Source organism: Chitinophaga sp. SYP-B3965 (assembly GCF_009647655.1).
Lineage (GTDB): Bacteria > Bacteroidota > Bacteroidia > Chitinophagales > Chitinophagaceae > Chitinophaga.
This window is the reverse complement of the sequence record NZ_WJFD01000001.1, coordinates 867,824-879,970: the sequence shown is the minus strand read 5'-3', so window position 1 is coordinate 879,970 and position 12,147 is coordinate 867,824. Positions and strand designations below refer to the sequence as shown.

Annotated in this window: 13 protein-coding genes; 4 read left to right on the top strand and 9 right to left on the bottom strand. The window is 46.2% G+C overall.

The genetic code is table 11. From position 1 onward, the window contains the following. Nucleotides 1-25: 25 nt before the first annotated feature. On the top strand, nt 26-637 hold the full coding sequence (locus GFS24_RS03470) for a hypothetical protein (protein WP_153658178.1): 612 nt from the start codon (nt 26-28) through the stop codon (nt 635-637). A 31-nt stretch (nt 638-668) separates the two neighbouring features. On the opposite strand, the gene GFS24_RS03465 is transcribed toward GFS24_RS03470, so the two are convergent. The 8 genes from GFS24_RS03465 to GFS24_RS03430 all read right to left on the bottom strand — a co-directional run bounded on the left by GFS24_RS03465 (nt 669) and on the right by GFS24_RS03430 (nt 7,735). Continuing rightward, entirely contained in the window at nt 669-836 is a 168-nt protein-coding gene (locus GFS24_RS03465; RefSeq protein ID WP_153658177.1) for a phosphatidate cytidylyltransferase, read from the bottom strand. A gap of 211 nt (nt 837-1,047) precedes the next feature. Next, nucleotides 1,048-2,685: a hypothetical protein gene (locus GFS24_RS03460; RefSeq protein WP_153658176.1), complete on the bottom strand. Its 1,638-nt coding sequence runs from the start codon at nt 2,683-2,685 to the stop codon at nt 1,048-1,050. Nucleotides 2,686-2,768: 83 nt separating this feature from the next. Next, complete coding sequence (locus GFS24_RS03455; RefSeq protein ID WP_153658175.1) at nt 2,769-3,758, bottom strand: hypothetical protein; 990 nt, start codon at nt 3,756-3,758, stop codon at nt 2,769-2,771. A gap of 185 nt (nt 3,759-3,943) precedes the next feature. Then, nucleotides 3,944-5,608, bottom strand: coding sequence for a hybrid sensor histidine kinase/response regulator (locus tag GFS24_RS03450; protein WP_153658174.1), 1,665 nt, complete (start codon nt 5,606-5,608; stop codon nt 3,944-3,946). A gap of 109 nt (nt 5,609-5,717) precedes the next feature. Further along, entirely contained in the window at nt 5,718-6,299 is a 582-nt protein-coding gene (locus GFS24_RS03445) for a hypothetical protein (RefSeq protein ID WP_153658173.1), read from the bottom strand. A gap of 11 nt (nt 6,300-6,310) precedes the next feature. Beyond that, a complete protein-coding gene (locus GFS24_RS03440; protein WP_153658172.1) occupies nt 6,311-6,664 on the bottom strand; it encodes a VOC family protein in 354 nt (117 codons plus the stop codon). A 35-nt stretch (nt 6,665-6,699) separates the two neighbouring features. After that, nucleotides 6,700-7,251: a hypothetical protein gene (locus tag GFS24_RS03435; RefSeq protein WP_153658171.1), complete on the bottom strand. Its 552-nt coding sequence runs from the start codon at nt 7,249-7,251 to the stop codon at nt 6,700-6,702. Next, a complete protein-coding gene (locus tag GFS24_RS03430; protein WP_153658170.1) occupies nt 7,244-7,735 on the bottom strand; it encodes a hypothetical protein in 492 nt (163 codons plus the stop codon). Before GFS24_RS03430 ends, GFS24_RS03435 begins: the two co-directional genes overlap by 8 nt. A gap of 101 nt (nt 7,736-7,836) precedes the next feature. On the opposite strand from GFS24_RS03430, the gene GFS24_RS03425 reads away from it, so the two are divergent. From GFS24_RS03425 to GFS24_RS03415, 3 genes are read left to right on the top strand one after another with little or no spacing between them, the layout of a single operon-like run. Next, entirely contained in the window at nt 7,837-8,166 is a 330-nt protein-coding gene (locus tag GFS24_RS03425; RefSeq protein ID WP_153658169.1) for a helix-turn-helix transcriptional regulator, read from the top strand. Then, the gene (locus GFS24_RS03420; protein ID WP_153658168.1) at nt 8,150-8,629 is read left to right on the top strand and encodes an SRPBCC domain-containing protein; all 480 of its coding nucleotides are present in this window, start codon (nt 8,150-8,152) and stop codon (nt 8,627-8,629) included. Before GFS24_RS03425 ends, GFS24_RS03420 begins: the two co-directional genes overlap by 17 nt. A gap of 27 nt (nt 8,630-8,656) precedes the next feature. Continuing rightward, a complete protein-coding gene (locus tag GFS24_RS03415) occupies nt 8,657-9,451 on the top strand; it encodes an alpha/beta fold hydrolase (RefSeq protein ID WP_153658167.1) in 795 nt (264 codons plus the stop codon). Here the strand turns inward: GFS24_RS03415 and GFS24_RS03410 are convergent. Further along, complete coding sequence (locus GFS24_RS03410; protein WP_153658166.1) at nt 9,445-12,105, bottom strand: family 78 glycoside hydrolase catalytic domain; 2,661 nt, start codon at nt 12,103-12,105, stop codon at nt 9,445-9,447. The two genes, GFS24_RS03415 and GFS24_RS03410, sit on opposite strands and share 7 nt — an antisense overlap. Nucleotides 12,106-12,147 lie beyond the last annotated feature (42 nt).

Below are 12,147 nucleotides of genomic sequence, written 5' to 3'. Positions count from 1 at the left end.
ATTAAATACCCAAACCCGAATACTTATGAAGGTTCGCAGCATGCTTTTACTGGCAGTACTCTTTGCCTCCTGTACGAAAGAAGAAAGTCTTGAAATTATAGATAACCCCGGTTCTGGTCAACTGCAGGGGAATTATATTTTCCTGTCCATGCAGGCACATACCAATGGTACATTAGAAGCCGTGGATGGAGCAGAATCTGTAAAAACAGTGACCATCAGTGATTACATCACCAAAAATAATGTGGGCACGGTGGTGATCGATGCAGGTAAATTCACCACTACCGGCATGGGCTACAGCATAGACACTACTATTAAAGGTTTCTATTATTATAACGGCATCCTGGATGAGGAGATTGAAATGCCTTTCCAGTTCTCCATTCCCCCGCTGAACAGCATTGCGCCTTACAGACTACTGGGTGCGGATTCCCTGATCTTTACAGGCGGTATCGTGAGCATTCCCGGTGGTGGCGGCACTGGACCCGCCTCTCCGGAATCACGCGCCAAATACGCCTTTTCAGGAGATACACTGATATTGTACCAGGGGTATTATAGTAAGACAACCACTTTACAACAGGGTATGCGGGTCACGCAAACAGATATTGGAACATTCTCAATGAAACTGAAGAAAGTAAAATAAAAAAAAGGCGGGCTATAACAGCCCGCCTTTTTTATTCCTTACCGCGACCGCGGGTAAAAAGAAAAATGATTAATCCGGCCACTGCAGCAACGGCCAGTATACCCACCCACACACCTGCTTTAAAGATACCACCTATTACTTCGCAACTACTCAATGAAACGGCTAAGATCGCCAACAGGAAATATGCATAGTTTTTCATACTACAGTGTTTGATACAACAATAGCAGAACATATTTCGTGCCGGTAGAAACTTTGCCGCGCAACAAAGGGCGGATTCTTTTTTATTTTTAGGGGTAAACCCTTCTGAAAAGAAAAAAAACCTTACTCTTTGCTAAAAAACTGTCCTCAAAAAATAAAAAAACCACCGCCCTTTGTTGCGCGGCAAACGCTTATGGGGATAATTCTCTACACTAAGGCTCCATCCATACCAACTGAACCCCCTTCTGCCTGCCATCAATATTCAACTTCAAAGTAACGTACACATTCTTCTCCCTGTCGTAATCAGAAACGGCAAATAATACGAGGTTGTGATCACGGCCTCTGTCTGGCTTACCGAAAAGGAATTCTCTTGACGGCAGTACATTACTTCCTTCCAGCGTATAATAAAAACCATCACACTCACTCACACCTTTGATAGTGGTGATCTTACCTTTCAGGACACGTTTTTCATTTTCTTCCACGTCATTGAACAATACATAGATCTTATCTTTCCCATTCACAAAGGCAAAGGATTTGAACTGATCTCCCTTGGATAATTTCGCAGCAGTACCATCCTGTTCTGCATGATAGAACGCCCGGGGAGCATATGAAAACAGGAAATGCTTTTTAGGTACGAAGTAGCTGTTGATCTCTTTGCCCTTCTCGTCAAAAGTAGATACCGCTACGTGATTCAGCTCCGTGTACTGGGCGCCTGCCGGGCGGCTCGTAGTCCCATAACCCGTTGCATTCGGTCCACCAGCAGCAAAAGTAACATCCACTTTCTCTTCTTCTTCATATATCACGGAAAAAGTGCCATCGGGATTTACATAGAAGTTCTGCGGTTTCCCCTCATACTTATTCCTTTTCCCAAACAGCTCCTGACTTTTTTCATTGGCCTTATCCGGATACACAGTGCTTACCTTATCCACTTTTTTCTGTACAGGATCAATTAAAGCCAGGGTAGTGAATTTTTTCGCATTCCGCTTATCAGATTCTGCCACATAGGCCATCATGATCAGCTTCTTTGTAACGGGATTATATTTAAGTACACCCTTATCTATTTCCTTGTCATGCGCAAAATCCAGTTCATACATGTTCACGGCACCGGCACCTTTTTCGAGTGTGCCTAATAAGAGCACATTTTCTTTTCCGCCGCTGGAAGGCGTATTATAGGCATTTGCCAGTATATGCACTGTTTTAGCGTCTACAATGGCCATATCTATGTACTCCATGTACTTGTATTTATCCTCCGGAGACTTGTAGAAGGCGCGGCTTAATTCCTGGTGTTCCGGGCCATAGAGGATCACTTCGATCCGCTGATTCCTGTCTGACACAAGTGTATTGAATAAGACCACGGCATAGTTATCTGTGAATGGATCCTTCTTTACATAGAAGCCAGGCATGGGCACGCCAGATCCCGTGGCAAACCTGTTTTTCACGTCCATGTGTATTAATTCCGCAATCTTTTCATCTTTCTTCATAGCACCGGTAGTGCCATCTACGATCAGGCGGTGTAATACAGGCGTTTTACTCTCCCATTCACCGATCAGGAATACAGCGTTGCCATTTAATTCAAAGATCGCTTCAATGGAAGGGTTCTTCAGTTTCCCGAATTTAGGCGTGAGGTGTTTGGCTGTTTTGGGCTTGTGTTTAGCATCATAGATCCTAAGGTCTATTCCACGGTTGCCTGAGATCATCACAAACATGGTATTCCCGTTCTTCAGTTGCAGGATCCGGGCCATCCCTTCTTCCGGCTCTTCAAAAACAGGGCCTTCTGCAATGGTTTTGAACTGGGAAAAAGCTGCTGTATAGCAGATGGCTAACACACAAAAGAGTAGTATTTTTTTCATATGGTACAGGCTGTTTTTTATTAAAATCAGTTGCCAAATGTAATTAAAAAAGCCGTCCCGATGCGTCCGGGACGGCTTTCCAGTTACACTGTTTCCGTCAGGCGGTCCACAATGCTGTAATTCTCCACACAATTGAACTCATACCGGGCGGTATCTTCAAAACTCCAGTCCATATTCCCCCGCAGGATCATAGCGAGGTCATAGGCGTACTTCTTTGCGCTGGCAGGAAATTCTTCCATGCTGTTGTACAGCTCATGGAATTCCCTCATTTCCTCATTATGCAGCAACACTGTTTCGTGGATGGCATCATCCAGTTCAATGTGTTTTTCCTGCTGGATCACCATCACCAGGTTGTGCGTGTCTCCATGTGCGATCTCTTTACTTAAAGAGAACAGATCATTTGCCCAGCAGCCCAGGTGGCCGCAGAGATCGTTGAGGCGTTGCAGTGTGGGATGCTCTTTTACGGAAGCAGGTAAGGAAATGTCCTCTGCAAAGTAGATGAGGCGTCCGGCAATGTGTGCTCCGCCAATAATGGGGCGTCTCTCAATGTACTCGGAAATGGTGGGCGTTTTCCAGCTGTTCGCATTTTTGTTCTGCCATTCTATGGCGCCGAACAACAGCAGGATGTCCTGTACAAAATCTCTTTGGAACGCGCTGCTGCTGCAGGCTTTCATACGCTGCCACACATCGGAAAGCGCGGCCAGTACATTACCGCCGGTTTCCATGGTGAAATGTTTGTCCTCCGTGAGTACGCTGAGGAAATTCTTCATCAGCATCTTAAGGGCGGCGGGATCCTGTGCTACTGCATCCTGGTGGTCAAAGAGATCATCCAGCAGGAATAACAATACCAGCAGATCGTTGGTGATGCACAGTCTTTCGTGCGTTGCTGTTGGGTAGAACCTGCAAGTCATGTACCCGAAGTTGGATGCTTTTAATTCGTTGAACATGGCACCGGGATACAATTGAAATGTTTCACACCATTGGAGGGTGTGGTTTTCTACAGATTGCACATAAGGACTAATGCTTGGCTGAAAAGGGCAGAAAAGCTCCTGTTTTTTGATAATGGTGAACATAAACACATGATTTAATGATTGAAAAGTTAATAGAACAACCGCAAGGATGCTCTTATCAGGCATAACAAGTTAAATCGTGAATAGGTGACCACAGGGGTATTAGGAGCATAATTTGCCATTGCAAATCCCTGAGAATAATGGGCGTTTACAATAGCTAAATAAGTAATAAGTAGACGGAAAAAATATTACTTTTTAGTAAAAAAAATTTCGAGTTCACTGTAAAAGGTATCAAAAATAAGGGGTTTGGACAGAAATCCTACCGCACCGGCGGCCAGCATCTCTTCTTTTATGGCGGGCGCGGATTCTCCCGTAACGCTGATCACGGGGATGCCATTCAGGGCTTCCTGTACTACTTTGAGGGCTTCTTTTCCGTATATACCGGGTAAACCGATGTCCAGCAATACGAGGTCTGGTTTTTCACGGCTGGCTGCTTCAATGCCGTTAAAAAGGTCCGGGGACAGGAGTACGTGGCAGCCCATTCGTTGCAATAATATCTCTACTGCGCGCAGGTTCATCTGATTATCATCGATCACCAGCACGGTTTTATTGAATTTCTTATAGCTGATCTTTTCTTCCAGCTGCTTAGCGCCTGCTACCAGCGGCAAGGTAACAATGAAGATGCTGCCTATGCCCGGTTTGCTTTCCACCCGGATACTGCCGCCCATGAATTCCACTGTTTTCTTTACCAGGGGAAGGCCTAACCCGGTACCACGATAAGTGCTGTGGCGCTGGGTAACGTAAGGTTTGAAGATCTGTATCCGTTCCTGGTCGTTCAGGCCGGGACCTGCATCTCCAACCGTTATCACCAGTTGCCCCTTTTCATTCGGGAATACCCTGATCCCGATCTCGCTGTGCGGAGCCGTGAACTTAACAGCATTGGAAATAAGGTTGCTGATCACGGTGGTCAGTTCCCTTTCGTCGCTGAGTATGATCTCCGGGAGCCCGGGAGCCAGTTCTGTTCTGATGTTCACCTGTTTTTCATCGGCCATCACCTGGAAGGAGGCGGTGATCTCTTCTACCAGTTCCCGCAGGTCAAAATTGGAGTTCAGCAGTTCAAACTTGCCGTTTTCCATGGTAGAGTAGTCCAGCACGTTATTGATCACCAGGGTCATTTGCTTGCAGGCGATATTGAGCGCCTTTACACGGTCTGCCCCTATCACGATCTTATCTGCGCCTTTGCTTTGCCTTAGCAGTTCCTCACTGATGGAGGTAACTACATTCAGGTGGTTCCTGGTTTCGTGGTTGGTTTTATTGAAAGAAAGGCTTTTAGTGAGGTTTACATCTTCGAGTTTCTTCGTTTTGGCCATCAGTTTGTCGATGGACTCTTTAAAATGCTCTGAATAAAAATAGAAGACCATGATATTCAGCGTAACTACTGCTATTAACACGATCAGTTTGGTGAATTCATATCCATAGTAGATCCCCAATGCTGTTAAAACGCTAAATACTGCTAGCAGGCTGAAAACCCGCTGCCGGTTGTCTGTAAACAACAGGAAAGACATCCCTATCAGGAAGATCACGATCAGCTCTACATTGGCAGCAGGGCCCATGATCACCCCAAAGAATAAAGTGCCCGCACAGTGCGTGCAGAACATGATAAACTTAGCGGTGATATACTTTCCGGATCTGTTGAAAAAGGGTACTGTGATCAGTATAAGGCCTTCAATAACAGGGCAGTACAATAATCTTAACTGGCTGGTGATGATAAATAGAATTGGAGCCAGTACGAAAGCAAATAAGGCTGGTATAGCAGCCATAATATTCACGATCACTACTGTTCTTGCCTTTGTTCCATCCTGCGTTTGCGCACCGGCGTTTATGACCTTCTTTAGGATGTCACGTGGATTCATCAGAGCGTATTTTCAATTAGTCGTAGGTTTTCAGTTGTTCTGGTCAGTGTAACGGGGCAAAGTTAATCATAAAACTGAGGTTTACTATGGCTGTTCAGGGCGGTGCTTTTTATCTGTTCATCACCACATAGATCATATCCTCATAATCATGTGCGGTTACAAACATTGGTATGCCGGCCCAGGTGGCTTTATTCTTATGTTGTGATGCCGTTTGTTTAAACAATTGCTGCAGGCGGAGGATCACGAGGTATTCATGTAATTCGCAGGCGGCTTGCTGATTATCATCGCGGTATCCTTCGCTCTCCATGTATGCTTTATTCACTTCCTGCAAAGCTTCAAAACCGGTGACGGTGAGGCTTTTTTCAGACTGGCCATCATATTCCGCCAGCCAGTTCAGGGTATCTTCCTCTTCTACTGTTTCATAAGCAAAGAGGTCCAGGAACCAGAGATCATAGTTCACGGTAAAGGCGTTCATTTCGCAAAAGACCGCTTTGATGTCCAGCTCTTCTTCTTCCCTCATGGACTTAAAAAAACTATGCAGGAACTGCCCCAGGATGGGTTGCAGATGCAGGAGGTCTTTACCGATGATCTGGTGAAAGCCCGTTTCCGGCAATTCCGCCAGTTTATTTTCCGTATACTGAATAGCAGCGTCTATCTGGCCTGCCCGTACCCAATCAACTATTTTGTCCATTACATCCTGATTTATAAAAATTCCAATAATTCTATCCTGTTGCCGAAGGGATCTCTGAAAAAACACCTCGAACGACCTTCTATGACGGAGGAATAAGATATTTCAATGCCTTTGCTTTCCAGGTATGCTTTTGCCGCTTCCAGGTCCTTTACTTCAAAAGCCGGATGGCGGCCGGATGGAGGGCCTTGTTCTTCTTCCACAATATGCAATTGAATGTTGCCGATCTTGAACCATATGGCGCCCCGCGGATGGTTACCGGGTATTTCTTCCAGGAGCAATACCTCTTTGTAAAATGTTTTGGCTTCTTCCTTTTTACCGAACGGGACCATCTGCGTTACATGGTCTAACCGTAAAAACTGTATCATTTTGCAAAGTAAAGGATAAGGGATGAGAAAACAAGCTATTCGCTTTCCGGGAGCAGCCAGGCAAGGTTGTCTACATTCAGGCCGTTCAGCAATGTAAAATGCGGGGCTGATAAGGTGAGGCTGAAAATGTCATCATCTGCGGGTAAACTGAAAGGATCATTGGGGATCTCTCTTAAGTGTTTGGCTTTGTCATAGAGAACGGGTACCTCGCATTTTTCATAGAAGCCGCGTACCGGTTTTTCGCAGAATCCCAGGGCTTCTATTTTCCTCTTTTCCATATTGGTCCGGATGTGATGCAGGAACAACTTTCCGTTCCCGTTCCTTTCAGCTATGGATACAAAACCTACCAGTTCTGCGAAAGGATAGACCTGGTGGTTGATCTTTAACCTGAAATCGAAGTTCATACGGGCAACACATAAAATGGCCGCACGCGCTCCCATCAGGAAATGAAATTCTGAATGCCGGTATTTCTGTACGAAGTCTTTATCTTCTATACCTGTCCAGGGTTCTATTTCCCAGCATGCGAGGATTGTTTTGATCTCCATGCTGGTAAGTTCTGCGGGTTGTTTTATCAGGTGTTCAGGCATGCTGTTGAGTAAGGAATAACATTAATCGTGCACCGGCGGCAATAACGGGGCCGCCTATAGGATCGTTCTGAAAAATATGAAAGGGTGCTTCTCCAAAATAAAAACCGTCTGATACAAGGAAAGTTAACCTGGCCATACCCTTTACAGGGTAGAGCCGCCTCTCTTTATCCCACGGGCCTATCTGCGCAACGGCCTGTTCGCCGGCTGCCAGCAGTTCGCTGATCAGCTGTTGGGATACAGGTGTTTGTGCTTCCCAGACGAGTAACTTTTCTGCGTGATTGATGTAACGGGCAGTACCGTCCTGGTAAACTGCCAATACATCCAGCCCATCTTTCAGCCCTACTTCTATGATCACGGCCAGTATTTCCTTTTTGCCGGGTTCAGCAGCATTTACGCTTGTGAACAAGGATTCGTAGATCTCATTCAGCCCGTCGTCCTTGTATGGCAGATTGATCTTTTTGGAAAAGATGGAGAATAGTCCCATTGTCTGATTTCTGAAATAAAGATAGGGCGAAAAAATAAATACTACCCAATAGGAAGTTATTTACCTTCCTTTCCCTATATTTGTAATCAAATGGTTTCATAATGGAAAAACGAAGAGATGTATTCCAGGCAATTGCGGATCCTACCCGGCGGGAGATCATTCAACTGCTCTCGCGGGAATCCCTGAACTTTAATAGTATAGCGGATCATTTTGATGCTACGCGCCCTACTATTTCCCAGCATATCATGATACTGGAGGAGTGCGGGCTTCTTATCATTAAAAAGCAAGGCAGGGAAAAGTTCTGTGAGGCAAAACTGGATAAGCTGGAAGAAGTATCCACCTGGGTGCAGCAGTACAGCAAGGCATGGAATGAAACCATTGATGCAATGGAAAACTTCTTAAAAAATAAAAAGAATGGCAAACAAAAATGAGGAGGTGTTTATATCCCGCATTGTAGATGCTCCGCGGGAATTGGTATTCCAGGCATGGACAGATCCGGAAGAACTGGAAAAATGGTTTGCGCCCAAAGGCTGCACCATTCATTTTTCACGGATCGAGATCCGGGAGGGCGGTACTTTTCACTCTGTGATCAAGAATCCTGCTTACAAGGATTGCTGGTGTATTGGTACTTACCTGGAGATCGTTGAACCGGAACGGATCGTTTTTACGATGGCGATCGCGGATGAAGCAGGGAACCTGGTAACTCCTGCAGAGGCGGGTATGGATCCTGCATGGCCGACAGAGACAACAGTAACGGTCACCTTCGGGGCTATGGGAGATAAAACTGCTTTCACTTTGCACCAGACGGTGAATGAAACACTCGCTAAACATACCGGTGCTTATCCAAGCTGGCTGGAGATGCTGGATATACTTGAAGCTTCACTGAATAAATAATCCTTTATGCTGATAAAAACCATGTTAATGGCGCTGCTATCTTTAGCAGGCGCTGACAGCGGCTATGCGCCTGTTAATGGCCTTAAAATGTATTATGAGATACATGGCTCCGGAGAGCCCCTTGTATTAATTCACGGTGGCGGCTCTACGATCCAGACTACTTTCGGCGCTGTACTTCCTGCTTTTGCCAAAGGGCGGAAAGTGATTGCGATGGAACTACAGGGCCATGGACACACCGGGGACATCAACCGTCCTTTGAGTTTTGAGCAGGATGCAGATGATGTGGCTGCGTTGCTGAAATACCTTAAGATTGAAAAGGCGGATATCTTCGGGTTCAGTAATGGCGGTAATACGGCGATGCAACTGGCTATCCGGCATCCACAGCTGGTGCGTAAATTAATTATAGGTTCTGCTTTTTATAAACAGTCCGGCATTCATCCGCAGGTGCTGGCTTCATTTCCACACGCTACAGCGGATAATATGCCGCCTGTGCTGAAGAATGCTTATCTGCAGGCAGCACCAGATCCTTCACAGCTAAGTGTACTGGTCAGTAAACTGATGAAAAGGTTACTGGAATTTAAGGACTGGAACCCGGCAGACATCAGGGCTATCAAAGCACCTGCGCTGATCATGGCAGGAAACAATGATGTGGCGAAACTGGAAGATACCATTGAACTATTGCGGTTATTTCCACATGCGCAGCTGATGATCTTTCCCGGTGGGCATGGCACTTATATCGGGGAAGTGACAGGTGCTGTGAAAGGAAGTAAATTACCTGAACTGGCCGTGCAGGTGATGGAGGAGTTTTTGGCTGGTCAATAGGATACAAAGGTATAATTCCCTGATCCTCTTTCAAACACCGCATACCCTTTTTCTTCCCGTAACATCTTTGCACCGGATACTTTTCCATACTTCAATGGCACCCATACCTCCGCGCTGGTATTTGCGGGGATGTTCACCTTCAGGCTGAATTTTCCGTTCGTTATTTTCCAGTCGCTGGAGATGGGGCCGTAGGGGGAATTGTAACTTCCTTTTGCAAAGGTGAGATCTCCTGCTGGCTGTGGTTTGATGATGATCTTTTTGAATCCGGGGGCTGCTGGGTTAATGCCCAGCAAAGACCTGTAGAACCACTCTCCTATTGATCCGAACATGGGGTGATTCTTGGAATAAGTGTTATCAGAAGCAGCCCAGGTTTCCCATAAGGTGGTAGCGCCGCTATCCAGCATATAACCCCATCCCGGAAAGCTACGCTGATCTGCAATGCGGTAAGCAATGTCGTTCTGATCACTTTCTCTCAATACATCAAACAACATCTTCGTACCAAAAATGCCGGTGGATAAATGCCAGTTGTGTTTTGCGAATACGGCGTTCAATGTGTCCGCTGCTTTTTGTGTATCCTTTATCAGATTGGACCATAAGCCCACGATCTGCGCAGTTTGTGTTGCATTTTCAAATGCACCGTTTACATAGAACTTTTGTACGATGGCTTTACGGATGGTTTCTGCCAGTGCGGTGTATTTCGCTTTATCTTCTTCTTTGTGTAATACTTCCGCGAATTCCGCCATGGCCCTTACCTGCATCAGGTAAAATGCAGAAGCGGTTAAAGGTGCTGATCTTCCATCCAGCGCTTCATGATCTCCCAGGTCTTTATCAGATAGATTATTTTCTGCGCTGGCTTCCAGGAAAGCGATCAAACGCGCTACGGCTTCGTAATTCTCTTCAATGATCCTTTTATCACCGTAATATTCATACATTTTTTTGATGAGATAAGGATACGCTGCCTGCCAGCCCATAGGGCCCGAACCATCTCCCGGGCCTTTATCTGCAATACCTACATAAGGCGCTGTTTCTGTGATACCACCCAACGGGCGTTGATCATTGGCAAGGTCCCGGATTGTTTTAGCATAGAACTGCGGCATATCGTAGTTGTACATGTAGGTTTCTGCCACGCACAATATATCTCCGCCGTATTGCAACTTTTCCCTTGCAGGGCAATCTGATTCCACACTGAACACATTACTGAGGAAAGTCCATTGAATGGTTTCATCCAGTTTGGAAAACATACTGTTGGAGCTGGAAAAGGTACCGTTCTTTTGCAGATCGGAATTCATCCGCAGGCCTTCTATATCCTGCAAGGTGGGTTTACCGGGCCATCCTGTTACTTCAATGAAACGGAAGCCATGAAAAGTAAAACGCGGAGCCCAGGTTTCAAGACCTTTACCTTTCAGTGTATAACTATCTTCCTGCCATGCGATGGGCGGTGCGCCAGGGCCACCGTTACTTTTTTTGATCTGCCCGGCTACTGCCGTCATTACATTCAGGCTGCCATCAGGGTATTTATCTTCTCCGTAACGGATACTCACTTTTGTACCGGCAGGACCTTTTACTTTTAAACGTACCACGCCGGCAAAATTCTGCCCCATATCCAGTATAAATACGCCGGGTTTGATCTCGTTGATGCTAACAGGTTTTACGACCTTTGTTACTCTTATAGGTGGTTGCATTTGCGGCGTGAGGATACCCGTGGGACCTTGTACTTTTACCGCCTGTTTCCAGCCTGTTTGCGGCGCTTCAAGACGGGCATCGTAATGTTCTCCTAAAAAGATGCTGTTACGCACTACAGGGCCTGGTGCTGTTTGCCAGGTTTCATCTGTTGGAACAAGGGAAGTTGTGCCATCTGCATATGTTATCCGGATCAGGGCTTTTACGCAAGGCCTGCCGGTTGTTAAAGCAGCGCGCATATTTTTGCTGCCCCAGAAACGTAAAGGGAGGGTGTTGTACCATCCATTGCCGAGCATAATACTGGCAGCATTCACACCGTTGCGAACCTGCGGAGTGATATCATATACGGTGTATAACACCTGTTTGCTGTAAGCGGTTAATCCGGGGTCCAGCACATGGTCTCCTATTTTCTGCCCGTTCAGATATGCTTCGTAATAACCCAGCCCGCTGATGTACAACCGGGCGGAAGCTATTTTCTTTTTTGTTTCGAAGGACTTCCTAAATAAAGGCATGGGATCTTCCTGATAGAAGTCTTCGTCTTTTTCAAACTGCCGGCTGCCATCTCCTATCCATAACGCAGCCCAATCTGCCGAAGCGGTTTCAAACCATTGGGGTGTGCTCCAGGAAGAGGCTCTGCCATGCTGATCATAAACTTTCACCTGCCAGGTGTAACGGGAAAAAGGTAACAGGGGTTTGCCGGCATATTCAACATGAAGGTTCTGCGCGGTATTCACTTTACCTGTTTGCCAAACGATGTTCTTCGCGGGATCGGTGACCACTATCTCATAGGCGGATTGCCATTGATCATGCCCATCGCCTGTCAGTATCCAGCTAAAACGGGGTTTAGCGGTGGCTATTCCCCGTGGATTTTCCAGGTATTCACAGGTGAGTTTTGCCGGTTTTAACACCGGAGCAGCCTGTGCATAATGAGTGAAGCATAAGAGCGCCAAACAGATCGTCTTCCTTAATCCCATCGGTTTTGAATTTATCCGGGCAATATAGGCACAAATATGTAT

What these genes read in the sequence shown, in the direction of transcription:
- GFS24_RS03470 (WP_153658178.1), top strand. Translation starts at nt 26, where the DNA reads ATGAAGGTTCGCAGCATGCTTTTACTGGCAGTACTCTTTGCCTCCTGT.
- GFS24_RS03465 (WP_153658177.1), bottom strand. Translation starts at nt 836, where the DNA reads ATGAAAAACTATGCATATTTCCTGTTGGCGATCTTAGCCGTTTCATTG.
- GFS24_RS03460 (WP_153658176.1), bottom strand. Translation starts at nt 2,685, where the DNA reads ATGAAAAAAATACTACTCTTTTGTGTGTTAGCCATCTGCTATACAGCA.
- GFS24_RS03455 (WP_153658175.1), bottom strand. Translation starts at nt 3,758, where the DNA reads ATGTTCACCATTATCAAAAAACAGGAGCTTTTCTGCCCTTTTCAGCCA.
- GFS24_RS03450 (WP_153658174.1), bottom strand. Translation starts at nt 5,608, where the DNA reads ATGAATCCACGTGACATCCTAAAGAAGGTCATAAACGCCGGTGCGCAA.
- GFS24_RS03445 (WP_153658173.1), bottom strand. Translation starts at nt 6,299, where the DNA reads ATGGACAAAATAGTTGATTGGGTACGGGCAGGCCAGATAGACGCTGCT.
- GFS24_RS03440 (WP_153658172.1), bottom strand. Translation starts at nt 6,664, where the DNA reads ATGATACAGTTTTTACGGTTAGACCATGTAACGCAGATGGTCCCGTTC.
- GFS24_RS03435 (WP_153658171.1), bottom strand. Translation starts at nt 7,251, where the DNA reads ATGCCTGAACACCTGATAAAACAACCCGCAGAACTTACCAGCATGGAG.
- GFS24_RS03430 (WP_153658170.1), bottom strand. Translation starts at nt 7,735, where the DNA reads ATGGGACTATTCTCCATCTTTTCCAAAAAGATCAATCTGCCATACAAG.
- GFS24_RS03425 (WP_153658169.1), top strand. Translation starts at nt 7,837, where the DNA reads ATGGAAAAACGAAGAGATGTATTCCAGGCAATTGCGGATCCTACCCGG.
- GFS24_RS03420 (WP_153658168.1), top strand. Translation starts at nt 8,150, where the DNA reads ATGGCAAACAAAAATGAGGAGGTGTTTATATCCCGCATTGTAGATGCT.
- GFS24_RS03415 (WP_153658167.1), top strand. Translation starts at nt 8,657, where the DNA reads ATGGCGCTGCTATCTTTAGCAGGCGCTGACAGCGGCTATGCGCCTGTT.
- GFS24_RS03410 (WP_153658166.1), bottom strand. Translation starts at nt 12,105, where the DNA reads ATGGGATTAAGGAAGACGATCTGTTTGGCGCTCTTATGCTTCACTCAT.